Annotated in this window: 22 protein-coding genes and 1 pseudogene; 8 read left to right on the forward strand and 15 right to left on the reverse strand. The window is 70.8% G+C overall.

Features of this window, described 5'->3' with window-relative positions:
• Positions 1-2 precede the first annotated feature (2 nt).
• The gene (ddaH, locus tag BLS95_RS00820) at positions 3-800 is read right to left on the reverse strand and encodes a dimethylargininase (protein WP_090928033.1); all 798 of its coding nucleotides are present in this window, start codon (positions 798-800) and stop codon (positions 3-5) included.
• A 230-nt stretch (positions 801-1030) separates the two neighbouring features.
• Positions 1031-1465: pseudogene (locus tag BLS95_RS00825) on the reverse strand (Lrp/AsnC family transcriptional regulator); the annotation flags it as partial.
• Positions 1466-1558: 93 nt separating this feature from the next.
• On the opposite strand from BLS95_RS00825, the gene BLS95_RS59485 reads away from it, so the two are divergent.
• Positions 1559-3907 (forward strand): GH1 family beta-glucosidase, encoded by a 2349-nt coding sequence (locus tag BLS95_RS59485; RefSeq protein WP_090928036.1) that lies wholly within the window; start codon positions 1559-1561, stop codon positions 3905-3907.
• Here BLS95_RS59485 and BLS95_RS00835 read toward each other — a convergent pair.
• Positions 3904-4851 carry an isopenicillin N synthase family dioxygenase gene (locus BLS95_RS00835; protein WP_090929053.1) on the reverse strand — a complete coding sequence of 316 codons (948 nt, stop codon included), beginning with the start codon at positions 4849-4851 and terminating at the stop codon, positions 3904-3906. The two genes, BLS95_RS59485 and BLS95_RS00835, sit on opposite strands and share 4 nt — an antisense overlap.
• An 88-nt stretch (positions 4852-4939) precedes the next feature.
• On the opposite strand from BLS95_RS00835, the gene BLS95_RS00840 reads away from it, so the two are divergent.
• On the forward strand, positions 4940-5971 hold the full coding sequence (locus BLS95_RS00840; protein ID WP_090928038.1) for a hypothetical protein: 1032 nt from the start codon (positions 4940-4942) through the stop codon (positions 5969-5971).
• Positions 5972-6045: 74 nt separating this feature from the next.
• Here the strand turns inward: BLS95_RS00840 and BLS95_RS00845 are convergent, their stop codons facing one another.
• Both BLS95_RS00845 and BLS95_RS00850 read right to left on the reverse strand, forming a co-directional pair.
• A complete protein-coding gene (locus tag BLS95_RS00845; RefSeq protein ID WP_090928040.1) occupies positions 6046-7458 on the reverse strand; it encodes a glycoside hydrolase family 16 protein in 1413 nt (470 codons plus the stop codon).
• A gap of 153 nt (positions 7459-7611) precedes the next feature.
• Positions 7612-8229 carry a hypothetical protein gene (locus tag BLS95_RS00850; RefSeq protein ID WP_143043539.1) on the reverse strand — a complete coding sequence of 206 codons (618 nt, stop codon included), beginning with the start codon at positions 8227-8229 and terminating at the stop codon, positions 7612-7614.
• A gap of 317 nt (positions 8230-8546) precedes the next feature.
• On the opposite strand from BLS95_RS00850, the gene BLS95_RS00860 reads away from it, so the two are divergent.
• Positions 8547-8753: a hypothetical protein gene (locus BLS95_RS00860; RefSeq protein WP_090928046.1), complete on the forward strand. Its 207-nt coding sequence runs from the start codon at positions 8547-8549 to the stop codon at positions 8751-8753.
• Between the two features lie 665 nt (positions 8754-9418).
• Here BLS95_RS00860 and BLS95_RS58825 read toward each other — a convergent pair.
• Complete coding sequence (locus BLS95_RS58825) at positions 9419-10138, reverse strand: DUF5941 domain-containing protein (RefSeq protein WP_090928048.1); 720 nt, start codon at positions 10136-10138, stop codon at positions 9419-9421.
• Complete coding sequence (locus tag BLS95_RS58830; protein WP_090928050.1) at positions 10135-11685, reverse strand: CDP-alcohol phosphatidyltransferase family protein; 1551 nt, start codon at positions 11683-11685, stop codon at positions 10135-10137. Before BLS95_RS58830 ends, BLS95_RS58825 begins: the two co-directional genes overlap by 4 nt.
• A 151-nt stretch (positions 11686-11836) precedes the next feature.
• Here BLS95_RS58830 and recO point away from each other — a divergent pair, with 151 nt between their 5' ends.
• The gene (gene recO / locus BLS95_RS00875; RefSeq protein WP_245764745.1) at positions 11837-12628 is read left to right on the forward strand and encodes a DNA repair protein RecO; all 792 of its coding nucleotides are present in this window, start codon (positions 11837-11839) and stop codon (positions 12626-12628) included.
• Positions 12549-13343, forward strand: coding sequence for an isoprenyl transferase (locus tag BLS95_RS00880; protein WP_090928052.1), 795 nt, complete (start codon positions 12549-12551; stop codon positions 13341-13343). The genes recO and BLS95_RS00880 overlap by 80 nt, the downstream gene beginning before the upstream one ends.
• 28 nt (positions 13344-13371) lie before the next feature.
• Here BLS95_RS00880 and BLS95_RS00885 read toward each other — a convergent pair whose 3' ends face one another.
• Positions 13372-13920: a CGNR zinc finger domain-containing protein gene (locus tag BLS95_RS00885; RefSeq protein ID WP_176992962.1), complete on the reverse strand. Its 549-nt coding sequence runs from the start codon at positions 13918-13920 to the stop codon at positions 13372-13374.
• A 71-nt stretch (positions 13921-13991) separates the two neighbouring features.
• On the opposite strand from BLS95_RS00885, the gene BLS95_RS00890 reads away from it, so the two are divergent.
• Entirely contained in the window at positions 13992-14906 is a 915-nt protein-coding gene (locus BLS95_RS00890; RefSeq protein WP_245764746.1) for a DMT family transporter, read from the forward strand.
• Positions 14907-14922: 16 nt separating this feature from the next.
• Here the strand turns inward: BLS95_RS00890 and BLS95_RS00895 are convergent, their stop codons facing one another.
• The 7 genes from BLS95_RS00895 to BLS95_RS00925 form a co-directional block, all read right to left on the reverse strand.
• Complete coding sequence (locus BLS95_RS00895; protein ID WP_090928058.1) at positions 14923-15312, reverse strand: Fur family transcriptional regulator; 390 nt, start codon at positions 15310-15312, stop codon at positions 14923-14925.
• A complete protein-coding gene (locus BLS95_RS00900; RefSeq protein WP_090929056.1) occupies positions 15309-16181 on the reverse strand; it encodes a metal ABC transporter permease in 873 nt (290 codons plus the stop codon). The genes BLS95_RS00895 and BLS95_RS00900 overlap by 4 nt, the downstream gene beginning before the upstream one ends.
• A complete protein-coding gene (locus BLS95_RS00905) occupies positions 16181-16960 on the reverse strand; it encodes a metal ABC transporter ATP-binding protein (protein WP_090929059.1) in 780 nt (259 codons plus the stop codon). Before BLS95_RS00905 ends, BLS95_RS00900 begins: the two co-directional genes overlap by 1 nt.
• Positions 16957-17886 (reverse strand): metal ABC transporter substrate-binding protein, encoded by a 930-nt coding sequence (locus BLS95_RS00910; RefSeq protein WP_245764747.1) that lies wholly within the window; start codon positions 17884-17886, stop codon positions 16957-16959. Before BLS95_RS00910 ends, BLS95_RS00905 begins: the two co-directional genes overlap by 4 nt.
• A 118-nt stretch (positions 17887-18004) precedes the next feature.
• The gene (fdhD, locus tag BLS95_RS00915; RefSeq protein ID WP_090928060.1) at positions 18005-18964 is read right to left on the reverse strand and encodes a formate dehydrogenase accessory sulfurtransferase FdhD; all 960 of its coding nucleotides are present in this window, start codon (positions 18962-18964) and stop codon (positions 18005-18007) included.
• Between the two features lie 6 nt (positions 18965-18970).
• Positions 18971-20689: a molybdopterin oxidoreductase family protein gene (locus BLS95_RS00920; protein ID WP_245764748.1), complete on the reverse strand. Its 1719-nt coding sequence runs from the start codon at positions 20687-20689 to the stop codon at positions 18971-18973.
• 39 nt (positions 20690-20728) lie between these two features.
• The gene (locus BLS95_RS00925) at positions 20729-21706 is read right to left on the reverse strand and encodes a 2-dehydropantoate 2-reductase (protein WP_090928062.1); all 978 of its coding nucleotides are present in this window, start codon (positions 21704-21706) and stop codon (positions 20729-20731) included.
• Positions 21707-21919: 213 nt separating this feature from the next.
• On the opposite strand from BLS95_RS00925, the gene BLS95_RS00930 reads away from it, so the two are divergent.
• Together BLS95_RS00930 and BLS95_RS00935 are read left to right on the forward strand one after the other, a co-directional pair.
• Positions 21920-23062 (forward strand): molybdopterin molybdotransferase MoeA, encoded by a 1143-nt coding sequence (locus tag BLS95_RS00930; RefSeq protein ID WP_090928064.1) that lies wholly within the window; start codon positions 21920-21922, stop codon positions 23060-23062.
• A gap of 88 nt (positions 23063-23150) precedes the next feature.
• Complete coding sequence (locus BLS95_RS00935) at positions 23151-24821, forward strand: thiamine pyrophosphate-binding protein (protein ID WP_425434675.1); 1671 nt, start codon at positions 23151-23153, stop codon at positions 24819-24821.
• Positions 24822-24830: the final 9 nt, after the last annotated feature.

Consider the following 24830-nt stretch of genomic DNA (forward strand, 5'->3'; position numbering starts at 1 on the left):
GATCAGTTTTCCCCCCTGATCTCCAGTGTGCAGCACTTGGGTCCCCCGCCTGCTTTACGCAACTCGGACAGGTCCACGGGGATCACCTCGTAGCCGCGCCGCTTGAGTGCGAGCTGCAGGTTGGCGGCCTCGTAGTTGACGACCACGTTCGCGCCGTCGCTGACCGCGTTCAGGCCGAGCACCTCGGCGTCCTCGGCGGTCGCGAGCACCGCGTCGGGGAACATGCGGCGCAGCACCTCGCGGCTGCCCTCCGTGAAGGCCGCCGGGTAGTAGGCGACGTTGTGGCCGTCGAGCGGGAACAGCGCGGTGTCCAGGTGGTAGAAGCGCGGGTCCACCAGGGTCAGGGAGACCACGGGCCGGCCGAGGCGCTCCTGCGCCTCCTGGTGGGCGGCGAGGTCCGTGCGGAACCCCGTACCGGCCAGGATGACGTCGTCGAGGGTGAGGAAGTCGCCCTCCCCCTCGTTGACGTGCCCCGGCTCGTACACGGGGTAACCGCGTTCGGTGAACCAGCGCAGGTAGGCGGGGCCCTCAGGGCCGCGCTGCGGATAGGTGAACCGGGCCCCGTAGACGCGCCCGCCCACGACCAGGGCGCCGTTGGCGGCGAACACCATGTCAGGCAGCCCGTCGATCGGGTCGATCAGGTCGACCCGGTGCCCGAGCTCCTCGTACGCCGCCTTGAGGCCCTCCCACTGCCGGATCGCCAGGTCGCGGTCCGCGCCGGCCTCGGGATGCATCCACGGGTTGATCGCGTACTCGACCGTGAAGTACTCCGGACGACACATGAGGAAGTGTTTGGGCATGCAGCGCTCCATCATCGTTTACCTGGGGAAACCCCCTTATGGGGACGGAGACAGCCTAAGAATGTATGTTTATGCAGGCCAAGCGGTTCGCATTGCGTGTCCGCGCGATTTTGTTGCGTCTTTCAACCACCGGCGCGTGATCCGTTGCGTGGCTCCGGAACCTGCTCGTGGCGCGCCTCCGGCACCCTCGTATGGTGCTCGTGGGGAGCCTCCGGGATGGCCGCTCCCGGCGGGGTGTCCACCAGGCGTGACAGCACGATGGAGCTCTTCGTCCGCACCACGAACGCCTCGGCCGCGATCCGCTCGATCACCCGCTCCACGTGCCGCACGTCCGTCGCCCTGATGTGCAGCAGCGCGTCCGCCTCGCCGGTGATCGTGGCGGCCGCCACCACCTCGGGGAACTTGGCCACCGCCAGCGCGATGTCCGAGGGCTTGGTCTTGCCCTGGCAGAACAGCTCCACGTACGCCTCGGTCGTCCAGCCGAGCGCCTGCGGCGCCACCCGCGCACTGAAGCCGGTGATCGCCCCCGCCTCGCGCAGGCGGTCCACCCGCCGTTTGACCGCGGACGCGCTCAGCCCCACCTGGTGCCCGATGTCCGCGTAGGTCGCCCGGGCGTCGTCCACGAGCGCCGCGATGATGTCACGATCGAGCCGGTCCAGTTCCACGCGCCTTGTATACCGCCTGGCCAGGCTGGCGCGCGACGAGCGGCGCGCGGGACACTGGGCGCTTCGAACAGTCATCGGAGGGTATGCGCCACCATGAGCACCGCAAGTTTCCCCCAGGGGTTCGTGTGGGGAGTGTCGACGTCGGCCTTTCAGATCGAGGGGGCCACCTCCGCCGACGGCCGTGGGCCCTCCATCTGGGACACCTTCTCCTCCGACCGGGCCGAGGCGTGCGACCACTACCACCGATATCCCGAAGACGTGCGGCTGATGAAGGACCTGGAGATGGCCGCCTATCGCTTCTCGGTGAGCTGGACACGCGTGCTCCCGGACGGCGGCAAGGTCAATCCGGCGGGGCTCGACTTCTACGACCGGCTGGTGGACGAGCTGCTCGCCGCGGGCATCACCCCGTACGCCAACCTCTATCACTGGGACCTACCGCAGGCCCTGGAGGACGCCGGAGGCTGGCCGTCGCGCGAGACCGCCCACCGCTTCGCCGACTACGCGGCGGTGGTCGGCGAACGGCTGGGTGACCGGGTCGACACCTGGTTCACGGTGAACGAGCCGTGGGTGGCGGCGTTCCTCGGCTACGGCTCGGGCATCCACGCGCCGGGCCGGAAGTCGGCCGCCGACGCGTTCACCAGCGCCCACCACCTGCTGCTCGCCCACGGCTTGGCCGCCGAGGCGCTGCGCGCGGGCGGCGCCGCCAAGATCGGCGCGGTGGTGAACATCTCGCCCGTCATGACCCCGGCCCAGGTGAGCGACTTCGACCGGCCGCTGTCGGAGGAGGACGCCGAGGCCGTGGCCAGGATCGACGCCCTGGCCAACCGGCAGTTCCTGGACCCGCTGCTGCGCGGCGAATATCCCGCCGACCTGCTGCCGGTCATCGAGCGCGCCGCGGGCCTCGACCACATCCACGACGGCGACCTGGCGGTCATCGCCCGGCCCATGGACGTGCTCGGCATCAACTACTACGCCCCGCTGGTCGTCCAGGCACAGCCCAGCGAGCCCGCCGATCCGGCGTTCCCCGGCAGCGAGGGCATCCTGTTCTGCACGGTGCCCACGGCCGTCACCGCCATGGGCTGGCCCATCGTGCCCAACTGCCTTTCCCTGCTGCTCGGGCGCATCTCCCGGGAATATCCGGCCATCGACCTGATGATCACGGAGAACGGCGCCGACTTCGTGGACGTCGTGACCGGCGATGGGATCCACGACGTCGATCGCATCAACTTCATCGAGGAGCACCTGCGGGCGCTGCGCGCGGCCATCGCGGACGGCGCCCGCGTGCGCGGATACCTCGTCTGGACGCTGCTCGACAATCTCGAGTGGTCCGATGGATACCAGCGCAAGTTCGGCCTCGTCCACGTGGACTTCGCCACCCAGCGGCGGCGGCTGAAGGACAGCGCGCTCTGGTACCGCGACGTCATCCGCCGCAACGGCCTGGCGGACACCCGCCCCAAGCGGCCCACCCTGGAGACCGTGGCCGCCCGCGCCCGGGTCTCCAGGGCCACGGTCTCGCGCGTGGTCAACGGCGAGGCGTCGGTGAGCCCGGAGGTCCGGACCGCCGTGCTGCAGGCGGTCCAGGAGCTCGGCTACGTGCCCAACGCCGCCGCGCGCAGCCTGGTCACCCGGCGCACCAACACGATCGCCCTGGTCCTGTCCGTCCCCAGGAACGGCGGCGACCCGCTGACGGCCGCCGTCGTCCAGTACGTCACCAGCATGCTGGAGGGCGCGGGCAAGCACATCACCCTCATGCTCGCCGACACGGCCGAGAGCCACCGGCGCATCGTCCAGCACGTGGAGGCCCGGCTGGTGGACGGGGTGATACTGCTGCCGCCCGACCGGGCCGACACGCTCGCCGAGCGGCTCTCGCGTACCGGCGTGCCGATCGTGCTGCTGGGCAAGCCGGCGGTGGCCTCGCTGGTGCCGTACGTGGACGTGGACAACGCCGGCGGCGCGGCGGCGGCCACCGAGCACCTGCTGGCCCGGGGCCGCGGCCGGATCGGCATGATCTGTGGCCCCATGGACCTGGTCACCGTCCAGGACCGGCTGGCCGGGCACCGGACGGCGCTGCGCCGCGCGGGCGCGCAGCCGCTGCTGGCCGTGGCGGCCGACCTCGACCGCGCCGCGGGCGCGGCGGCGGCCCGCCAGCTGCTCGGCGACAACCCCTCCCTGGACGCCGTCCTCGCCGCCACCGACCAGCTCGCCATCGGGGCGCTGCGGGCGGCGCGCGAGGCGGGCCGGCGGGTGCCGGCGGACCTGGCGATCGTGGGCTTCGACGACATCGACGCCGCCTCGGCCACCACGCCGGCGCTCACCACCGTGCGTGTCCCGGTGGCGGACCAGGCGCTGGCCCTCGCGCGGCTGCTGCTGTCGCGGCTGGAGGGCCGCCACACCACCTCGGTCGTGCTGCCGACCCGCCTGGTGGTCAGGGAGTCTTCCTAGAGACGCTCGAACAGGTGGGGGAAGACCTTGGACACCTTCGACAGCAGGTATTCCCCGTAGGTGCCGGTGAAGTCGACCTGGCCGTCCCAGCGGTGTCCAGGGGCGTAGGGGAGGGGCGGCACCTCGCTGTCCCAGCCCGGGTCGAAGAAGAACGGGTAGCTGAGGCGCTCGTTGCCGCTGAGGTTGCGTACGCGATGCGGGGTCGAGCGGTAGTGGCCGCCGGTGAGCTTGTCCAGCATGTCGCCGATGTTGCACACGAACGTGTCCGGCACTGGCGGCGCCTCGATCCAGCCGCGTGACGTGCGTACCTGGAGGCCGCCGTTGGCGTCCTGGAGCAGGAGGGTGAGCAGGCCGTAGTCGGTGTGCTCGCCGACGCCCCAGGTGTCGGCGTCGTCCGGGGCAGACGGCGGATAATGAAATATCCGGAAAAGGATGGTGGGATCGGCCGTGTAGCCGGTGCGGAAGTAGTCCTCCGCCAGCCCCAGGCTGAGCGCTATCCCCGACATGACCGCCTGCGCCACCCCGGTCATCGTGTCCAGATAGCCGAGCACCGCGTCCCGCAGCTCCGGCACCTGCGCCGGGAACAGGTTGGGCCCGTGCAGTGGCCGCGTCCCGGCGGGCTCCTCGGCGCCGAAATAGATGCCCTCCTTGAGGTCCGGCCGCCCGGAGGTCAACTCGCCCCCCACCGGGAAGAAGCCCCGCCAGGCCCGACCGCCGCGCTCCATGGAGATCTCGTTCTTGACGGCCTCGGGCAGCTCGAAGAAGCGCCGGGCGGCCGCGTCGAGCCGCCGTACGAGCTCCGACGGCACCCCGTGACCGGAGACGTAGAAGAACCCGTTGTCCCGGCATGCCGCCCCGATCGCGGCCGCGACCTGCGCACGGCCTGGCTGGTCGCCGCCGGGGACGAGCAGCGGTCCGACGTCGATCACCGGCAGTTCGCTCATCCGCACCATCATTCCCCATTCGTTCACCCGCCATCGATTCCCGTCATGGCGACTTAGCATCGAAGGCAGGAGCCCGCTGGGAGGCCAGATGCGCGCCATTCGCCTCGTTCGCCGCAAGCGCGAGACCACCCTGGAAAGCGGCGGAGCCGAGGTCACCCGGATCGCACCCGCGGTCGCATACGACGGGGACCTCTACCACCTGCCCGACTGGCGGCACCGCCGCGGTGAGGAACGCGCCCTCGGCCGGGCCCACGCCGCCGACGGGCAGATCGACACCCTCACCCTGCAGACGGGCAGCGTGCCGCGTTTCCACGAGCTGGAGGACGAGCGCCTGGCCGAGCCGGCCGAGGTCGACGACCGTACGGAGCGGGAGATCCAGCAGGCCAGGGCCGAGTTCGAGGCACAGCGGATCCGGCTGCTCCCCGCCGCCCTGCTCCTGCTGCTCCTCCTGATCGTCGAGGTGCCCATCCTCTACCAGGTCATCCTCAACTGGGGCGACAGCGTCGCGATGACCGCCCTGCTCGCCGCCGGCGCCGCCCTGATCATGCTGGTGGCCCCGCACATGTACGGGCGGGCGTTCCGGTCCTGGCAGGAGCAGGGCAGCCCGGCCAGGGGCCGCTTCCTGCTGGTGCTCGCGGCGCTCGTCTGGCTGGGCCTCATCGTCGCCGTGGCGGTCCTGCGCCGCGACGCCCTGGTGCGGCCGCTGGTGGTGGACGGGCAGGAGATCGGGCCCGCCTCGGAGGGCGTCAGCCAGGTTCCCACCATGATCCTGCTGCTGGCCCTGCTGGTGGCCACCGCCCTCATCGCCGCCGACCTGGGCCGCCGCATGCACAACCCCAACGACCGCCGTCTGCGGGAGCTGCGGGCCAAACGCGACGTCGAGTCCCGGGCCTGCGCCGCGGCCCAGGCCGCCTACCAGCGGGACGCCGGCTACGCGGAGAGCATCGCCCAGTATTTGCAGGCGGTGGAACGCCGCCGGGCCGGCCGGTTACGCCAGCTGGACAGCGGCTTCGACAGCCTGGCCACGGCCTACCTCGGGGGAGTGGTGGAGGGCCTCAAGGATCCGGAGGCCGCCAGCTGGGCCGAACGCATCGTCCTCCGCCGCCGTACCGGCTCCTGACCTCCACCACTCCGGCCCGGCACGGCGGACGCCATGCCGGGTCGGAGTGCGTCAGCGGGTCCCGGCAGTGGCCGTCAGGACGTCGAGAAGGTGAACCAGTTGACGTTCACGAAGTCCGCGGGCTGGCCGCTGCTGAACGTCAGGTACACCGTGTGCGTCCCCGTCACCGCCGAGATGTTCGCCGGGACGGTCCGCCAGCTCTGCCATCCGCCGGTGTTCCCCACCGCGAAGTCCCCGATGGGGGTCGCCGTGGGGCTGTCCAGCCGGACCTGCACCAGCCCGCTCACCCCGCCGCCCGCGCCCGAGGCCACCCTGGCCTTGAACTGCAGGGCGGCCTGGGTGCCGAAGTCCACCCCGTCGAACCGCAGCCAGTCGCCGTTCGAGATGCCGGCGACGTTCTGCCCCCCGCCCGTGTCGGTGGTGGTCTCGACGATGGTGCCCGACTGCGCCTGGTACCGCTCGGCCTGGATCGTCGAGCGGGCGTCGACGCCCCCGGGCGGAACGGTCGGGGTGATGGTCGTCGTGGGCGTCGGCGTGGATCCCGCGCCGCTCTGCCACACCGCCACGTAGTCCACCACCATGGGCCGCCCGGGCACGGTGGCCGCGGTCGGCGTCCCGGAGCCGGCCACGCCGTTGGGGAAGCCGCCGCCCATCGCCACGTTCAGCAGCAGGAAGTAGCCCGCGTGCCCGGTCATGTTGTTCCAGGTCGTGGCGTCGAAGCGGGACTGGCTGATGCTGTGGAACTGCTGCCCGTCCACGTACCAGCGCAACTGGTTGGGGCTCACGCTGCGGTCCCACTCGAACCGGTAGGTGTGGAAGTCCGCCTGGCACGCCGATCCGGGGCAGGCCCGGCTGGCGCCGATGCCGTTGGTCTCGTTGCACGGCCCGCCGGGGGTGACGCCGCAGTGCAGCACGGCCCAGACGGAGTTGATGCCGTTGACGTTCTCCATGATGTCGAACTCGCCGATCGCCGGCCAGTTCCAGTAGTTCCCCCGGTACGGCGACCCGAGCGCCCAGAACGCCGGCCAGTATCCCAGAGCGGCGCTGCCTGTCACGTTCGGCATCTGGATACGGCCCTCGATGCGCAGGATGCGCCCGTCGGCGGGCTTGAAGTCGGCCCGCCGGGTCTCGATCCGGGCCGAGGTCCACTCGCCTGAGCTGCTGCGCAGCGGCGTGATGCGCAGGTTGCCCGAGCCGTCGAGGCTGAGGTTGGAGGTGCTTGAGGTGTAGTTCTGGATCTCGCCGGTGCCCCAGTTGCCCGGACCGCCCGGGTACGAGTGCCCGGTGTCGATGATCCAGTTGGCCGACGAGGGCAGGGTGTTCGCCGAGCCGTTGAAGTCGTCGGACCAGACCAGAGACCAGCCCGACGGGGTGGGCGGGACGGCGGCGGAGGCGCTGACGGCCACCTTGACGAGCAGGCCGGCGAGTGCCACGAGCACCACGGCCACGGCCGCCAGCCGGCGTCTGTGCCGGATTGTCGTTGTCATGGTTCGCTCCATGGGGGGAGTGGAGGCAACATGAGAGAGCGCTCTCAGGGTGATGTGAACACAGGGTTTACCTCCTGTCAACAATCCTCATCCGTCCTCAGCCGACGGGGTTAGGCCGATGAGGGAGCGCTCTCCGGCTGGCCGGCGTGGTGGTCAGAGCAGGTCCACCGTGCTGGCCCCCGAGGACTCGAACGCCTCCCGCCAGAACCCTTCGAGCAGCGGGAAGCGGTCCGGGCTCGACGTCTTCGCCCGCAGGAATCCATGAACGGTCACCGCGTACCCGGTCATGTCGGGGAGCAGCCGGGCGTCCCGCAGCTCCTTGATCTTCCGCCCGCGGGCGCTCTCGCCGAGGTCGAGCCGGTTGATGTTCAGCTCGCCCCGGTTGTTGATCAGGTCGCTGAACACGATGATCTGGTGCGCCCTGTCCGGCTGCCGCCGCGCGCTGAGCTGCTTGACCAGGTAGCGCAGCGCGCGCAGCACGTCCGAGCCCTCGCTCTCGGCCGGGCAGTCGAACAGCGCGACCGCCCTCGGCAGCACCTCCGTGATGCGGTGCGCCCGGACGCGGTCCTCCACCACCGGGTTGTCGTTGGGGTTCTCGGCCTGGGTGGCGGCGATGGCCACCGGGTCCTGGCGGCACGTACCGCTCTCCGAGCTGCCCGTGACCGCCGCGAACCCGATCCAGTCGCAGCCCCGCGCGAAGGCGGGCAGTTTGGAGGTGACGTCGTTCCTGGAGGTGGCGGGGCTCGCCCTCCCGTACGCGCCCGGAGACACGACCCGAGTCCGGCCGTTCGCCCGCGGCGTCGTCGACAGCCCCCGGATCCGCATCCCCCGCATGCCGGGAGTCGTCCGGCGGGGGCGCGGTGAGCTGGTGGTGGTCCCCACCAGGAAGCCCGCGGGGCATGATCTCGGCGTGCCACACCTCGATACGATCCTCGACCTCGCGCAGGATCCGCCCGATCTCCTCCCACCCCGAGATCGCCGTGGGGCTCTCGCCCGCGGCGCCCATCGCGATGACCTCGCCCTTCCACAACGAGGGGATCTCCTCCTTGCGCGGGTGGGCGTGTAACACCCCTCCCTTGTAGGCGGCGATGAGCTGCTCGGCCCTGGCGTGCACGGCCTCCACCTCGTGGCCGCGCGCGATCACCGCGCTCTCCCACTCCTGGGTGAGATGCTCGATCCGGGCCCTGGCCCGCTGCACGCCGGCGTTGGCCTCCTCGACCACGGCCCGCCGCCGCGCCTCCGCCCGCCGCGCCCTGGCCTCCCCGATCGAGATGAACTCGTCCACCGCCCGCTGAGGCGCGGACGGCGGGTGGGTGGTTCCGGAGGAGGAGGGAGCGTGCCCGTTCCTGTACGCGGGAGGCTCGGGCCGCGTGTCGCTCCTGCCCAGCTCCCGCAGGATCACCTCGCGCTCTCCCAGCGCCCGCTCCAGCAGCGACGTACGGGTGGTCGCCAGCCGCCGATCCACCTCAGTCACCTGTTCACGGGCCCGGGCTCGAATCTCCGTCACGTACGCGGGCTGGAACTCCGGATCGGTGAACTCGCCCAGGGGATGCCCGCGAGCGTCCCGCATCCCCTGCCGGCGCGCCTCCTCCCGGTCGGCCAGCGGATCGCCCCGCTTGAACAGCCGCGACAAGAACGCCATCCGCGTCTCCTGGCTCCGGCCGGACCGGCACCCGGCCCCGGTGTCCCTGGAACCCCAGACTAATCGGCTGATTTCCCCGATGGCGTCGATGACACCGCCCTGTTGCCGGGGCAACGTTCTGACCACGTCGGAGGCTCACCTGACGCCGTTACGGTGGCCGACCCCGCACCGGTCAGCGGGCGTCACCCTGGAGGCCCTGGCCACGTGGGGCGGGTGGCGCCCACCGTGCGAAGCCGTACAGGATGGCCCTGAAAACCACGTGCGGCGCCGCAGATAAGAGACGGCGCCGCACGAGAAACGAAACAGAGAAGCAGCGAGTCAGCCCTTTTCCGCCTCGCCCGTGGCCTGCTCCATGGCGTCCTCCGGGGAGGCCTCGAGGTCCTGCTCCGCGTCGGCCCCCGCCTGCGCCGAGGCCTTGTCCAGGCGGACCCAGCTCGTCACGCTCTCCACCGCGAACAATACGAAGAGGTAGGCCGTCAGGACCGCCAGCACCGGCGTCACCACGTCGAAGGCGGCACCCGCACCGATGATCAACAGGCGCAGCTCCCAGCCCAGCCCCGCATGGAACACCCACGCGGGCGGCCAGATGCTCTGCCGCGTCCGATAAACGGTGTCGTACGTGTGATAACCCACGACGTAAACCAGGACGAACAGCAGCCACTTGGGCGCCTCGGCGGCCAGCCCGATGGCGATCAAGGTGAAGAACTCGGCGCCGCGCAGCAGCGGCGGGGTGAGCCAGTCGAAGCGGCCCAGGTGGTTACGTGGCGTCGTGGGCAGCACGAGCACCAGCATGATCGCCACCGGCACGAGCAGCATCGGGCCCGGTCGGAGCAGCCCCGTGACCGTGACGGCGATGACGGCGAGCAGGGCGACGAGCGTCGCGGGCACGGGGGGCAGACCCGGGCCGAGCTTGCCGGCGAGGGCGTTGGCGAGCGGGCCGTCGTCGCGGTAGGCGAGCAGGCGGGCGGTCTGGATGCGGCGGCGCTCCTCGTCGGGGTCCGGCGTGGGAGTGGCCATGGCCTGCGGTTGCGTGATCATACGAGCGACCTCATGAGGCGTCCGGTGAGGGTGTAGATGGCGGCGACGGAGCCCCAGATCACCAGGGTGAGAAAGGTGATCCGGGCGTCGAAGAGGGCGGCGGTGATCGCGATGGCCGCGAACCGCTCGCCGATGGGGAACACGATCATCTTGCGCGCCCAGTGGACCATGCGGAACCTGCCCGCCTTGGTCCACATCTTGAGCACGCGCCGCATGCCCTGGGCCCGCTCGACCTTCCGGCGGACGAGCGCCTGGCGCAGGTCACGGTCGTCGGGCACGTCGAGTGCCAGCGTGGGCAACTTGGCGGGGGGTTTGCGGCGGTTGGCGATGCCGAAGGAGAAGTCGAGCAGGTGGCGTACCGACTGCAGCCCGATCGCGGCCAGTGCCAGGATCCAGATGTCGTCGCCGTTGCCGGAGACCACCCAGCCGACGGCCAGGCCGGCGAAGACGACGTATTCCTTGAAGCGGTCGAACGTGGCGTCCAGCCATGCCCCCAGCACGCCGAACTTGCGGGCGTAGCGGGCGACCTGGCCGTCCACGCAGTCGAAGACGAACGCGAAGTAGATCAGCACGCCGCCGAGCACCATCCACGGCCGGTCGCCGGTGGCGAAGCAGGCGGCCGCGGCCACGCCGAGCGCGATCGAGATCAGCGTGACCTGGTTGGGCGTCCACCCGCGCCGGGCGAACCAGCGGGCGATGAAGCGGGAGTAGGTGGAGACGAAGAACGTGGTGAAGAAGCCGTCGGCGCCCTTGACCGCGTTGTTGAGCCGCGAGCGGTCCTCGTTCATGCCGACCATCTCCGGCACGGCCTCGTTGACCTCCTCCTGGGTCGTGACCCGGCGGTAGAACAGGTCACGGCGGCCCCGGATGCCGACCGACACGCCGTTGCGCACCAGGCCGAACACCACGAGCTGCACCAGGTCGTCGTCCGGGCCGAACACCTCGGCCATGTCCGCCAGGTCGCGGCACGTCTGCGCCAGCGTCGGCGCGTTGCGCGCGCTCACGTGCAGCGGCCCGAGCACCACCCCGTTCGGCCTGGTCACGGCGTGCCGGGCGGTGCCGACCGACACGACGCGCGACTTGCCGATGCGGACGCGCACGGGCAGTCCCTCGACGCGGTTGTGCCCGATCTCGGGCTCGGCCTCGTCGATCGGGACGTATTCCTCGGGCCCGTTGTCCTCCGGTGCCTCCGCCGCCTCCGACGGGGACTCCTCGGTCGCGCCCGAATTACCGCGGGGCTCCTTGGCGACGAGCGCCAGCGCACCGCGCTTGGTCTTGCTGATCTGGTAGATCAGCTCGTCGTGCACGACTGAGTTTTCCGGGATGATGAAGAGGTTCTCCGTCGCCGACTCTGCGACATCGGCCAGGGCCCGCAGCGCGGCGGCCACGTCACCTGACTCGATCCTGGCGGGCCGCGGATCCATGGAGGTGAGCTGGCCGTGGAGGCGTTCGCCCACGGTGGGATTGCCGGGCATGGTGGCCAGCCTCAGGCCGGTCGGAGAGGTGTCGGGGCCGGGCGAAGCACCCAGCAGGACCACGCGGGTCATGACTCCCTTTCGAGGCGGTATCGGGGGGTTGAACAACGGGTGATGCGGGGACAGACGTAAAAGTGTAGTGAGGGTCACGCAAAGTCGTGTCACCAGAGGATGCCCGTAACGTCCCGCGTGTCGATTTAGCGGGCGGCCGTAAGATGTCCGAGTGAGTCTCTACCGTGACGAAGGCGTGGTTCTGCGGACCCAGAAGCTCGGGGAGGCCGACCGCATCGTCACCATTCTGGCCAAGCGCACCGGCAAGATCCGGGCGGTGGCGAAGGGCGTGCGCCGCACCACGTCGCGCTTCGGTGCCAGGCTGGAGCCGTTCACCCATGTCGACCTGCAGTTGCACACCGGCCGCACGCTCGACATGGTCACCCAGGCGGAGACCATCAGACCCTACGGCGAGGCGCTCACCGCAGACTATCCGCGCTACACGGCGGGCAGCGCGATGCTGGAGACGGCCGACCGGCTGACGCACGGGGAGAAGGAGCCGGCGCTACGGCAGTTCCTGCTGCTGGTGGGCGGGCTGCGCACGCTCGCCGAGCGGGGCCACGAGGCCAGGCTGGTGCTGGACGCCTATTTCCTGCGCTCGCTGGCCGTGGCCGGCTACGCCCCCGCGCTCGACGCGTGCGCCAAGTGCCGGGCCCCGGCGATCAGGGCGTTCGCCATCGTCGCAGGTGGCGTCGTGTGCGGGGCCTGCAAACCGGCCGGTTCGGCGGTGCCCGCCGCGGAGACGATCGGGCTCATGACGGCGTTGCTGCGCGGCGACTGGGCCACCGCCGACGCCTCGGAGACGCGCCACCGCAGCGAATGCAGCGGCCTCGTGGCCGCTTACCTGCAATGGCACCTTGAACACGGAATACGCTCTCTACGACATGTTGAAAGGGAGCTTCGTGAACGTACGACCACCGTCCCCGCATCCATCGGGAGTGACACCGCCGCCCATCCCCCGTGATCTGGTTCCCCAGCACGTGGCGATCGTGATGGACGGCAACGGCCGCTGGGCCAAGGCACGCAACCTGCCGCGCACCGAGGGCCACAAGGCGGGCGAGTCCTCGCTGTTCGACGTCATCGAGGGGGCCCTGGAGCTCGGGATTCCCTATCTGAGCGTCTACGCCTTCTCCACGGAGAACTGGAAGCGGTCGCCCGACGAGGTGCGCTTCCTCATGGGGTTCAACCGCGAGGTCATCAGGCGGCGGCGCGACGAGCTCAACGCCATGGGCGTCCGGGTCCGCTGGTCCGGCAGGCCGGGGCGGCTGTGGAAGAGCGTCATTTCGGAGCTGCAGGCCGCGGAGGCGATGACCGTCTCCAACCGCGCGCTGACGTTGCAGTTCTGTGTCAATTACGGTGGGCAGGCCGAGGTGGTCGACGCGGCGCTCCGGCTGGCCGCCGACATCGCGGCCGGGGAGATCAAGCCGGGCAAGGTCAACGAGAAGGTCTTCGCCCGCTACCTCTATCAGCCGGACATCCCGCCGGTGGACATGTTCCTGCGCTCGTCGGGGGAGCAGCGGACCTCCAACTTCATGCTGTGGCAGGCGGCCTACGCCGAGATGGTGTTCCTCGACCGGCTGTGGCCGGACTTCGACCGCAGGGACCTCTGGGAGGCGTGCGAGCTGTTCGCCAAGCGCGACCGGCGTTACGGCGGCGCGATCCCCAACCAGGTCAGCTGACCTCGAACAGCCCCCCGGCTACGCCCTCCTAAGCGCGGCGGCGGGCCCGGTAGGCGGCGACGTGCATGCGGTTGCCGCACGTGCGGCTGTCGCAGTAGACCCGGGACCGGTTGCGTGACTCGTCCACGAAGACCCGCTCGCAGTCCGGGGCCGAGCAGGTGCGCAGGCGATCCACCTCGCCCTCCACCAGCAGGTGGGCCAGGGCCACGCCGCAGTCGGCCGCCAGGTGCTCGGCGAGCTCGGAGTCCGCGGCGAAATAGTGCATGTGCAGGGGATGGCCGTCGTGCTCGGTGAGCCTCGGGGTGATGCGGGTCTCGGACAGCAGCGAGTTGAGCGTGCGGACGGCCGTGGGCAGGTCCGGGGCCGTGAACACGCGGTGGAACGCCTCTCGTACCATCCGGACCTGGCCCAGGTCGCGCGGTGTGAGCGTGCTGATGCCGCTGACTTGACGGGCCTGTACGAATGCCCGCAGTTCGGCCAGACCGGCCAGGCCTTCGTCCCCTCCTGTGGAGGGGGAGGTGTTGACCAGTTCGACGACGGTGGCCAGAGAATGCACCATGTCATGGCCAAACGGCATGTTGACTCCTGTCGGCGCCGGGTTCTAGCGTGGTCGCAGCGTATCTCCTGCATGGGCGTCCGGGGGTTTCCATGAGTGCACATCGGCGTATCGTGCTGATCGCGATCGCTGGTGCGTTGATCATTTCGGCCTCGGCGCCCCTCGTACGGTTATCCGGTGTATCGCCGGCCACCTCGGCATTGTTCCGGTGCGCGTACGCCGTGCCGCCGATGCTCGTCCTGGCCTGGCTGGAGCGGCGCAGGCTGGGGCCGCTGCCGGTCAAGGGCGCGCTGGCGGCCTGGGCGGCAGGGGTGGTGTTCGCGCTCGACCTGTTGTTCTGGCATCACGCCATCGACTACGTGGGCGCGGGGCTGGCCACCGTGCTGGGCAACCTGCAGGTGTTCATCGTGGCGTTCGCGGCCTGGGGGCTGTTCGGGGAGCGGCCGTCGGCGCGGCTCGTGGTCAGCACGCCCGTCGTGTTCGCCGGGGTGGTGCTGATCTCGGGGCTGTTCGACAGCGCCGCCTACGGGAGCGACCCGGCCATGGGAGTGCTGGCGGGGGTGGCCACATCCCTCGCCTATGCCGCGTTCCTGCTGCTGATGAAGCGGGGCGGGGCCGAGCGGGCCGCGGGGCCGCTGGCGCACGCGACCGTGGTGGCCACCCTCACGATCGCGGTGCTCAGCCCGCTGTTCGGCGGGGCGGACTTCGTGCCGGAGTGGCCGGCGCACGGGTGGCTGTTGCTGCTCGCGCTGGGGCCGCAGGTGCTGGGGTGGTCGCTGATCACGTTCACGCTGCCGCGGCAGCCCGCCGCGCTCACCGCCCTGCTGCTGCTGATCCAGCCGATGACCACCGTGGCGCTGTCGGCCGTGGCGCTCGGCGAACGGCCGTCGCCCCTGCAGCTCGCCGGCTGCGCCGTGATCGTCCTGGGCGTCCTGTACGGCTCCCGCCGCAAACCCGAGCCCGCCGCCGTCCCGGCAGGCGAACGGGCAGAGTCGTCCATCGGGTGAAGCGGCAGGGGCCGGCTCAGCCGATGCGGGCCGGCATCGAGCAGGACGAGCAGGTGCCGAAGACCTCCACCGTGTGCGTGATCTCCGTGAACCCGTGCTCGCTCCCCACCATCTCGGCCCACCGCTCCACCGCCGGGCCGGCCACCTCCACCGTGTGCCCGCACCGCCGGCACACCAGGTGATGGTGGTGGGCGTCGGTGGCGCACGCCCGGTAGACGGACTCGCCGTCGTCGGTGCGCAACACGTCGACCTTGCCCCCGTCGGCCAGCGCTTGCAGGGCGCGGTAGACGGTGGTCAGGCCGATCTTGGCGCCGTGCAGGCGCATCTCGGCATAGACGTCCTGCGCGCTGCGGAAGCCCTCACTCTTGCGGAGGGTGTCATGCACGGCATCGCGCCTCGTCGTCATGCGACCTCCTCGACGCGCAGCTTTGGCCGCTCGCTCACTGTGGACTCCTGGGTACGGGCTCGCCGTACGAATCTACCGACCGCGAGGGCCAGGACGAAGCCGGCGAGCGCAAGAAGCACGATCGCGGCACCAGGAGGCACCTTGGTGGAGTAGGTGGAGGCCACCAGCCCCCCGACCGAGGCGATCACCCCGAACAGCATGGCCAGCAGCATCGTCGTTCGAAACCCCCGGGTGAGCTGCTGGCTGGTGGCCACCGGGATCACCATCAGCGCGCTGACCAGCAGCAGCCCGACCACGCGCATGGCGATGACGACCGTGAGCGCCGCCGTGACGGCGATCAGCAGGCTCAGGAAGCGCACCGGCAGGCCACTGGCCCTGGCCATCTCCTCGTCCTGGCAGAGCACGAACAGCTCCCTGCCGAAGATCGCCACCACCGCGATCACGGCGGCGGCCAGCGCGGCGATGATCCAGATGTCCTGGGTCGTGACGCTGGCGATGGCGCCGAACAGATAGGAGTTGAGCTTGGCGGTGCTGCCGCCGGGCGCGATGCCCATGAGCATGACGCCGCCCGCGATCCCGCCGTAGAACAGCAGCGCCAGTGCCACGTCGCCGCTCGTCCGCCCGCGCGCCCTGACCAGCTCGATGGCCACGGCTCCGGCGACGGCCACGATGACGGCGGTCAGCACCGGCGCGCTGCCGGTGAGGAAGCCCAGCGCCACGCCGGTCAGCGCCACGTGCCCGACGCCGTCGCCGAGCAGTGCCAGCCTGCGCTGCACGATGAACGTCCCCACCGCGGGTGCGCACAACCCCACCAGCAGCGCCGCGATCAGCGCGAGCTGGAAGAGCTGCTCGTGCAGAAGCTCCATGATCATTGTGGCTCTCCCTGCCACCCGGTGAGCGGTCCCGGGATGGTCTCCGTGGCGTGCGGGTGCTGGTGCTCGTGTCCGGGCCGCGCGCAGTCGCCCTCGGGACGCGGCGGGCGGCCGTCGTGCGCGATGCGTCCCTCGCGGATCACCACGCCGCGCGTGATGATCGGCTCCAGCGGGCCGAGCTCGTGCGCGACCAGCACCACCGTCTTGCCGTCGAGCACGAGCCCGGCCAGCGTGTCGGCGAGCAACTGCTGCGTCTCGGCGTCCACGCCCGCGGTGGGCTCGTCCATCACGTACGTGTCCGGCGCCCCGGCCAGCGCCCGGGCGATGAGCACCCGCTGCTGCTGCCCGCCGGACAGCGACTGGACGGGGTCGTTGGCGCGGTCGGCCAGCCGGACGGCCTCCAGGGCGTCGGACACGGCGGCCCGGTCGGCCGGGCTGGTCCTGCGCAGGCGCCGCTGCCGGGCGATGCGGCCGGAGGCGACGACCTCACGCACGGTGGCGGGTACGCCGCCGCCGACCTGGAGGCGCTGCGGCACGTATCCGATGCGCCACCAGTCGCGGAACCTGCCCGGCGGGGTGCCGTAGACCAGCGTCCGGCCGCCCGTCAGCGCCGTGAGCCCGAGCAGCGCCCGGACCAGCGTGGACTTGCCGGAGCCGTTGGCGCCCAGGAGGGCGACGACCTCGCCTGGACTGACGGTCAGGTCGATTCCCCGTAGGACGGCCTTGCCATCGAAGGAGACCCGGCCGTCGGTCATCGCGAAGGCCGTTTCGCTCATGTCGTACACCCCAGTGCTGTTTGTAGGGTTTTGAGGTTATCGCGCATGGCGGACAGGTAATCGCCCGAGGGTTTGCTCTCCAGGGGGTTGAGCACGGTGGTCTTGGCGCCCACCTGGTCGGCCAGCACCTGCGCGACCTTCGGGTTGACCAGGGACTCGGTGAAGATGGTCGTGACGCCCTCGGCCCTGGCGAGCTTGCCGACCTCGGAGAGGCGCGCGGGGGAGGGCTCCTGCTCGGGGTCGAGGGTGATGCCGACCTGCTTGAGCCGGTAACGATCGGCGAGATAGCCGAACGCCTCGTGCGCGGTGACCAGCGTCTTGGTCCGGCACGTGCCCAGACCCGCGGCGAACTCCCGGTCCAGCGTGCCCAGCGAGGCCGCCGTTGCGGCGGCGCGGTCCTTGTACGCCTGCGCGTGCGCCGGGTCGGCGACCGCCAGGCGCTCGCCGAGCTTGGTGGCGACGGTGGCCAGGCGGACGGGGTCGAGCCAGATGTGCGGGTCGTAGGAGACCGTGTGCTCCTCCTCGCCCTCCTCCGCGTGGTCACCCAGGGGGAGGGTGGGGACGGCGGTGGCGGCGTCGAAGCTCTTGTCCTGGTCCACGGCGTCGTCCACGGCCGGCTGCACGCCCTTGATGTAGACCGTGAGGGCGGCGTCCTGGATCTCGGTCACCTGCTTGATGCTCAGCTCCAGGTCGTGGGGCTCGACGCCGGGCGCGGTGAGCACGGTCACCGCCACGTCCGGGCCGCCCACCTGCTCGGTCAGCCACTGGAGCGGGTAGAAGGCGGCGATCACGCCGGGCTTGGCGCTCCCCTGGGCGGCGCTCTCGCCGGAACCGGAGCCGGAGTCGGAGCCGCAGGCGGCGGTGGTGAGTAGTGCGGCTCCGGCCAGCAGGCAGACGGCGCGTGACCTGGAAAATCCTGACATCATGGGAGTCAGTATGCGCCAAAATGAAAATGATTGTCAAAATCCCCCGGGATCGGGGACTCTTGGTGGGAATGCCGGACGGCGGGCTGGGGGCCAGGCGACGCCCTCCGGCATCCCGCCATCACCCCGGTGACAGTGCGCCGGCTGAGCCGTGACCGACGCCCGAGGTGACGTCTTGCGCGACCCCGCCCGAAGCGAGCCCGTCCGAAGTGACCCCACCCGAAGTGACGCCGTCCGAAGGGACGCCGTCCGAGGCGGCCCCGCCCGAAGGCCGCAGGCGCCGCTCGCCGGTGTAGACGTTCATCGAGTCCCCGCGCAGGAACCCGATGAGCGTCAGCCCTTCCTCCGCGGCCAGCTCGACCGCGAGCGAGGACGGAGCCGAGACCGCGGTGAGCACCGGGACCCCGCCCATCACCGCCTTCTGCACCAGCTCGAACGACGCCCGCCCGGACACCATCAGCACGGTGCCGCGCAGCGGGAGCCGCCCGTTCCTGAGCGCCCAGCCGAGCAGCTTGTCCACGGCGTTGTGGCGGCCGACGTCCTCACGCACGCACAGCGGCTCGCCCTCGGCCGTGAACAGACCGGCGGCGTGCAGGCCCCCGGTCCGGTCGAAGACCCGCTGGGCCGCCCGGAGGCGGCCCGGCAGCAGCGCGACGGTCGACTGTGCCAGCTCGACCGGATCGTCCCCCGCGCTCCAGCGGGCCACGGTGCGTACCGCCTCCAGCGACGCCTTGCCACAGACTCCGCAGGAGGACGTGGTGTAGAAGTTGCGCGGTTCGGGCGCCGGGATCCCCGGCGCGAGGCGGACGTCGAGCACGTTGTAGGTGTTCTCGCCGTCCACCGTCGCGCCCGCGCAGTAGCGGATGGTGGCGATGTCGTCGGCCGAGCCCACGGCCCCCTCGCTGACCAGGAACCCGGCGGCCAGGTCGAAGTCGTCGCCGGGGGTGCGCATGGTGACCGTCAACGGGGTTCCGTTGAGCCGGATCTCCAGCGGTTCCTCGGCGGCCAGCGAGTCGATCCCGCGCGTACGTACGGTGTCCTTGACGCGTAGGATGCGCCGCTTGACAGCGACCCTGGACATGAACGCTCACCTACCCCGATTGGCTTGACGATCTTGTAGTCCTGAACGGGCGGGGTCAGGTTGCGCCCGGCCCCGCCTGGGTGCTCCCTCGGTCCGCGGACCGCCGTCCCAGACGGTGACGGGCCGTGCGAGCAGCGCGTCGGCCGAACCGCGCCGCGCGCCGACCCGCCGCGGCGGGTGTTCCCCGTCAGGCGGGCCGACCGGCGGAGGGCGGCGCAGCACCGCGAACGGCGCCGGCGCGCCCCGCTCGACCGGGTCGCACTCCCAGAGCCGCCCGTGCAGAAAGGACGGTTCGAGGGAGTCCTCCGACGGGCACGGCCACTGGATGCCGTCCAAGTCGGCCAGCCGCTGGTAGGTCATGCCCTGGTGCTGGGGGGATACGGCGCGTAACTCGTTCCAGACCTCCTCCGCGTCGTCGTAGTGCCAGTCGTGCCCCAGCCTGCGGGCGATCTCGCACATGATCCAGATGTCGTCGCGGGCCTCGTCCGGCGGGTCCACGGCCTTGCGGACCCGCTGCACGCGGCGCTCGCTGTTGGTGAAGGTGCCCTCGGTCTCACACCATGCCGCGCTCGCGGGCAGCACGACGTCGGCCAACTGGGCGGTCTTGGTACGGAAGACGTCCTGCACGACCAGGTGGTCGAGCATGGACAGGCGCTTGACGCAGGCCAGGGAGTCGGCCTCGGACTGTACGGGGTTCTCGCCGATCAGATAGCAGGTGGTCACCTCTCCCTCGGCCATGGCCGTCAGCATCCCGGTGAGGTCGAGTCCGTATCTCGGCTGGATCGCCCGGCCCCAGGCACCCTCGAACCGCTCCCGGACGGCGGGGTCGAGGATGTCCTGGAAACCGGGCAGCCGGTTGGGGACGGCGCCCATGTCGCCGCCCCCCTGCGCGTTGTTCTGGCCGAGCAGCGGCGACAGGCCCGAGCCGTAACGGCCGACGTGGCCGGTCAGCAGGGCCAGGTTGATCAGCGCCCGGACGTTGTCGGTGGCGTCGTGGGATTCGGTGGCGCCCAGCGTCCAGCAGAGCTGGGCCCGGTCGGCGCGGGCGTAGGCGTGCGCCAGCTCGCGGACGGCCGCCGCCGGCACACCGGTGACCTGCTCGGCCGCCGCGAGCGTCCAGGGCTCGACCGACTCCCTGAACTCCTCGAAGCCGGTCGTGGCCCGCTCGATGAACGCCTCGTCGTGCAGGCCCGCGTGGATGATCTCGCGGGCCACGGCGTGCGCGAGCGGGACGTCGGTGCCCACGTTGGGTCCCAGCCAGCGCTCGGCCCACTGGGCCGTCCCGGTCCTGCAGGGGTCCACCGCGAACATCCGGGCGCCGTTCTTGATGCCCTTCAGGACGTGCTGGAAGAAGATGGGGTGGGCGTTCCGCGCGGCGGAGCCCCACATGACTATGACATCGGTGTCCTCGACCTCCTGGTAGGAGGAGGTGCCCCCGCCGCTGCCGAACACGGCCGCGAGCCCTGCCACGCTGGGGGCGTGGCAGGTGCGGTGGCAGGAGTCCACGTTGTTGGTGCCGATCACCACCCGGGCGAACTTCTGCCCGAGATAGTTCATCTCATTGGTGGACCGGGCGCACGACAGCATGGCGAAGCTGTTCGGCCCATGCCTGCCGACGTTGCGGCGGAAACCCTCCGCCGCCCGTTCCAGCGCCTGGTCCCAGGTTGCTCTGCGAAGTTCCCCGTTCACTCGCACCAATGGATGGGTCAGGCGATCGCAGCTCATGAACCCTCCCATTCTGCATACGATGTACGGTATGCCCAGCTAGACCGCGCGGACAAGATTCTCGTTCAGCAGGTCGCTCACCGCGTGGATCGCGCGCAGCGTGGGGACCTCGGCTTCGGTCAAGTCGGCCAGCTCGACGACCGCCGCCAGCAGCACGTCGAGCTCCAAGGGTTTGCCTTTCTCCAGGTCCTGGAGGGTCGATGTCTTGTGCTCGCCCGCCTTCTCGGCGCCACGCAAGCGGCGCTCGATCGAGATGCCGGGATCGCAGCCCACTCTGTTGGCCACGTCCACGGTCTCGCGCATCATGGCCACGACCAGCTCCCTGGCGCCGTCGTGGCGGCAGATGCCGGCCATGGTCGCCCTGGCGAGGGCGCTGATCGGGTTGAAGGCGATGTTGCCCATTAGTTTGATCCAGACGTCGCGTCGCAGATCACGCTCCACCGGACACTTCAGCCCGCCTTCGATGGCGGCCTGGCTGAAGTCGGAGCAACGCTCGGTCAGCGTGCCGTCCGGCTCGCCGATGGAGAAGCGCGTACCCTCCAGGTGCCGGATCACGCCCGGCTCCTCGATCTCGGTGGCGGCGTAGACGACGCATCCGATCGCCCGGTGCAGGGGCAGCGCGGCGGTGACCGCGCCGCCCGGATCGACGCTTTCGATGCGGTAGCCCTCGTAGGGGCCCTTGAGCCCGTGGAAATACCACCACGGGATGCCGTTCTGCGCGGCGATGATGGTGGTGGTCTCGTGCAGGAGCGGCTTGATCATGGGGCCCGCGGAGGCGTAACTGTTCGCCTTGAGGCCCAGGAAGATGTGGTCCACCGGACCGACCTGGGTTGGGTCGTCGGTGGCATGGGGGTGGGCGACGAAGTCGCCCCTGGGGGTGAGCACCCGCACACCGGCACTACGGATCGCCTGCAGGTGCGCGCCTCTCGCGATGAGGTGCACCTCGACTCCCGCCCGGTGGAGGGCGGCACCCACGTATGCGCCGATGGCGCCGGCGCCAAGAACAGCGACCTTCATGCTGCGCTCCGTTCTCGCGTCGGATTTCTTCACGCACGGGGCCCCGTGACATGCGATGGGCCGCTGTAGGCGGCCCACCGTAGGTGCGGATATCCGCTACCTGCAGTGGCCCGCTGAATGCGGCCCACTGTGCATTCGGTATACAGTATGGAAAAAGTCGGGTCAAGGAGCATGCCTGTGACCGTTCTGCGGCATGAACTACGGGTGGAAGCGATGTCATGGGGCCCGGCCCGGGCTCTCGCGACCGGTTCGGCCCGACTGCCCTCGCCGGTTCCCGTGCCCCTCTCCGACGCCCTCGGCTGCCGGTTGGCGGCCCCGCTCGTGGCGCTGGTCGCCGTGCCCGGGGCGGACGTCGCGGCGATGGACGGCTACGCGGTGGCGGGCTCGGGCCCGTGGCGGGTGGCCGGCCGCGTCCTGGCGGGAGGAGTGCCGTACGACGGCGAGTTGTGCCCGGGGGAGGCGGTGGAGATCGCCACCGGTGCCCCGACTCCGGTGGGGGCCGAGTCGGTGCTGCCCTACGAGCAGGCTCAGGCGGCCCCGTCGTGGGTGGACGGGGCGGCGGAGCCCGGGCGGCACATCCGCCGCCGGGGCGAGGACATCGCCGAGGGCGCCGTCGTGCTCGGAACGGGCACGGTGCTGACCCCGGCGGCCCTCGGGCTGGCCGCCGCCCTGGGCCACGACACGCTCGTGGTGCGGCCGAAGCCCCGCGTGACCGTCCTGGTCACCGGGGACGAGGTCGTGCACGAGGGCCTGCCGGGGCCGGGCCGGGTGCGCGACGCCATCGGCCCGTTCCTGCCGGGCCTGGTGGAGTGGGCCGGGGGCCGGGTCGCGGAGACGGTCAGGCTGCCCGACGGCCAGCGGCCGCTCCGCGCCCGCCTCGCGGGCCCGTCCGCCGACGTCGTCGTGGTGTGCGGGGCCTCGTCCATAGGTCCGGCCGATCACCTGCGGAAGGTGCTCGGGGATCTCGGGGCCGACGTGATCGTGGACGGCGTGGCCGTGCGGCCTGGTCACCCGCAACTGCTCGCCCGGCTGCCGGGCGGCCCGCTGGTCGTGGGCCTGCCGGGAAACCCGTTCGCGGCGCTCGCCGCCGCGGTCACGCTGCTCGCGCCCGTCCTGCGGGGGCTGGCGGGGATGCCGGCCCGCACCGAGACCAGCGCGCTGGCCGGTGAGGTCCGGGCGCATCCGCGTGACACCCGTCTCGTGCCCGTACGGCGGTCCGCGCGGGGCGCCGTCCCCGTGGGGCACGATCGGCCGGGCTCGTTGTGGGGAGTGGCGCTGGCCGACGCCCTGGCGGTCGTCCCACCGGGATGGGCCGGTGAGCAGGTCGAGCTGATCGAGTTGCCCCCAGGGGGCTAGACAGTCCGTTCAGGAGGGAGTAAGCATTGCGTTCATACGGTATGCAGTATGCGGAAGACACCGAGCTTCGCCGGGAAAGGGTGGCATGATGTCGGAAACGATCTCTGGCGGTCATCTCGTAGCCAAGGCTCTCAAGGCCGAGGGCGTGGACGTGATCTACACGCTCTGCGGTGGCCACATCATCGATATTTACGACGGCTGCGTCGATGAGGGCATCGAGGTCATCGACGTACGTCATGAGCAGGTGGCCGCGCACGCCGCGGACGGCTACGCGCGCATCACCGGTAAGCCGGGCTGCGCGGTGGTCACGGCGGGACCGGGCACGACCGACGCGGTCACGGGCGTGGCAAACGCCTTCCGCGCGGAGAGCCCCATGTTGCTCATCGGTGGCCAGGGAGCCCTGAGCCAGCACAAGATGGGTTCGCTGCAGGACCTGCCGCACGTGGACATGATGACTCCGATCACCAAGTTCGCCGCCACGGTGCCGAGCACCGAGCGGGTGGCGGACATCGTGTCGATGGCCTTCAGGGAGTGCTACCACGGCGCGCCCGGGCCGTCGTTCCTGGAGATCCCGCGTGACGTGCTCGACGCCAAGGTGCCGCTGGAGAAGGCCCGCATCCCCGAGCCGGGGCGCTACCGGGCCTCCACTCGCCAGCAGGGCGACCCCGCGGCGATCGAGCGGCTGGCGGACCTGCTGGCGCACTCGGAGAAGCCGTGCATCCTGCTCGGCAGCCAGGTGTGGACGTGCCGGGCCACCGACGCGGCCATCGACTTCGTCCGCGCGCTGAACGTGCCCGCGTACATGAACGGCTCGGGCCGCGGCACCCTCCCGCCGGGTGACCCGCACCACTTCCAGCTCAGCCGCCGGTACGCCTTCACCGAGGCCGACCTGATCATCATCGTCGGCACCCCGTTCGACTTCCGGATGGGCTACGGCAAGCGCCTGTCGCCTGGCGCCACGGTGGTGCAGATCGACCTCGACTACCGCACCGTCGGCAAGAACCGGGACATCGACCTCGGGATCGTCGGCGACGCCGGCCTCATCCTGGCGGCGGCGGCCCAGGCGGCCAGCGGCCGGGTCGGGGACGTGGTGGGCAAGCGCAAGGCCTGGCTGGACGAGCTGCGCGCGGTGGAGACCCAGGCGTACGAGAAGCGCCTGCCCCGCCAGCACTCCGACGCCCAGCCCATCGACCCCTACCGGCTGGTCCACGAGATCAACGAGTTCCTCACCGAGGACACGATCTACATCGGCGACGGCGGCGACATCGTCACCTTCTCCGGCCAGGTCGTGCAGCCCAAGTCGCCCGGCCACTGGATGGACCCGGGACCGCTGGGCACGCTGGGCGTCGGCATGGCCTTCGCGATGGCGGCCAAGCAGGCCAGGCGCGACAAGGAGGTGCTGTGCCTGTTCGGTGACGGCGCCTTCAGCCTGACCGGCTGGGACTTCGAGACCATGGTCCGCTTCGACCTGCCGTTCATCGGGGTCATCGGCAACAACTCCTCGATGAACCAGATCAGGTACGGCCAGGCCGCCAAGTACGGCGAGGACCGTGGCCGGGTGGGCAACACCCTCGGCGACATCCGTTACGGCGAGTTCGCCAAGCTGCTCGGCGGCTACGGCGAGGAGGTGCGCGACCCGGCCGACATCCGTCCCGCCCTGGAGCGGGCCCGCGAGTCGGGCAAGCCTTCGCTGATCAACGTATGGGTCGACCCCGAGGTCTACGCCCCCGGAACCATGAACCAGACCATGTACAAGTAGGGGAGTCAC

It is taken from the genome of Nonomuraea jiangxiensis (assembly GCF_900099965.1).
Lineage (GTDB): Bacteria > Actinomycetota > Actinomycetes > Streptosporangiales > Streptosporangiaceae > Nonomuraea > Nonomuraea jiangxiensis.

Excerpts from the sequence above, each read along its gene's own strand:
- BLS95_RS00935 (WP_425434675.1), top strand. The coding sequence starts at position 23,151 with ATGTCGGAAACGATCTCTGGCGGTCATCTCGTAGCCAAGGCTCTCAAG.
- BLS95_RS00845 (WP_090928040.1), bottom strand. The coding sequence starts at position 7,458 with ATGACAACGACAATCCGGCACAGACGCCGGCTGGCGGCCGTGGCCGTG.
- BLS95_RS00890 (WP_245764746.1), top strand. The coding sequence starts at position 13,992 with ATGAGTGCACATCGGCGTATCGTGCTGATCGCGATCGCTGGTGCGTTG.
- BLS95_RS00885 (WP_176992962.1), bottom strand. The coding sequence starts at position 13,920 with ATGCCGTTTGGCCATGACATGGTGCATTCTCTGGCCACCGTCGTCGAA.
- BLS95_RS58830 (WP_090928050.1), bottom strand. The coding sequence starts at position 11,685 with ATGACCCGCGTGGTCCTGCTGGGTGCTTCGCCCGGCCCCGACACCTCT.
- BLS95_RS58825 (WP_090928048.1), bottom strand. The coding sequence starts at position 10,138 with ATGATCACGCAACCGCAGGCCATGGCCACTCCCACGCCGGACCCCGAC.
- BLS95_RS00835 (WP_090929053.1), bottom strand. The coding sequence starts at position 4,851 with ATGAGCGAACTGCCGGTGATCGACGTCGGACCGCTGCTCGTCCCCGGC.
- fdhD (WP_090928060.1), bottom strand. The coding sequence starts at position 18,964 with ATGTCCAGGGTCGCTGTCAAGCGGCGCATCCTACGCGTCAAGGACACC.
- BLS95_RS00860 (WP_090928046.1), top strand. The coding sequence starts at position 8,547 with ATGAGCTGCTCGGCCCTGGCGTGCACGGCCTCCACCTCGTGGCCGCGC.
- BLS95_RS00910 (WP_245764747.1), bottom strand. The coding sequence starts at position 17,886 with ATGATGTCAGGATTTTCCAGGTCACGCGCCGTCTGCCTGCTGGCCGGA.
- ddaH (WP_090928033.1), bottom strand. The coding sequence starts at position 800 with ATGCCCAAACACTTCCTCATGTGTCGTCCGGAGTACTTCACGGTCGAG.
- BLS95_RS00895 (WP_090928058.1), bottom strand. The coding sequence starts at position 15,312 with ATGACGACGAGGCGCGATGCCGTGCATGACACCCTCCGCAAGAGTGAG.
- BLS95_RS00920 (WP_245764748.1), bottom strand. The coding sequence starts at position 20,689 with ATGAGCTGCGATCGCCTGACCCATCCATTGGTGCGAGTGAACGGGGAA.
- BLS95_RS00930 (WP_090928064.1), top strand. The coding sequence starts at position 21,920 with ATGTCATGGGGCCCGGCCCGGGCTCTCGCGACCGGTTCGGCCCGACTG.
- BLS95_RS00925 (WP_090928062.1), bottom strand. The coding sequence starts at position 21,706 with ATGAAGGTCGCTGTTCTTGGCGCCGGCGCCATCGGCGCATACGTGGGT.
- BLS95_RS00905 (WP_090929059.1), bottom strand. The coding sequence starts at position 16,960 with ATGAGCGAAACGGCCTTCGCGATGACCGACGGCCGGGTCTCCTTCGAT.
- BLS95_RS00880 (WP_090928052.1), top strand. The coding sequence starts at position 12,549 with ATGTTGAAAGGGAGCTTCGTGAACGTACGACCACCGTCCCCGCATCCA.
- BLS95_RS00840 (WP_090928038.1), top strand. The coding sequence starts at position 4,940 with ATGCGCGCCATTCGCCTCGTTCGCCGCAAGCGCGAGACCACCCTGGAA.
- BLS95_RS59485 (WP_090928036.1), top strand. The coding sequence starts at position 1,559 with ATGAGCACCGCAAGTTTCCCCCAGGGGTTCGTGTGGGGAGTGTCGACG.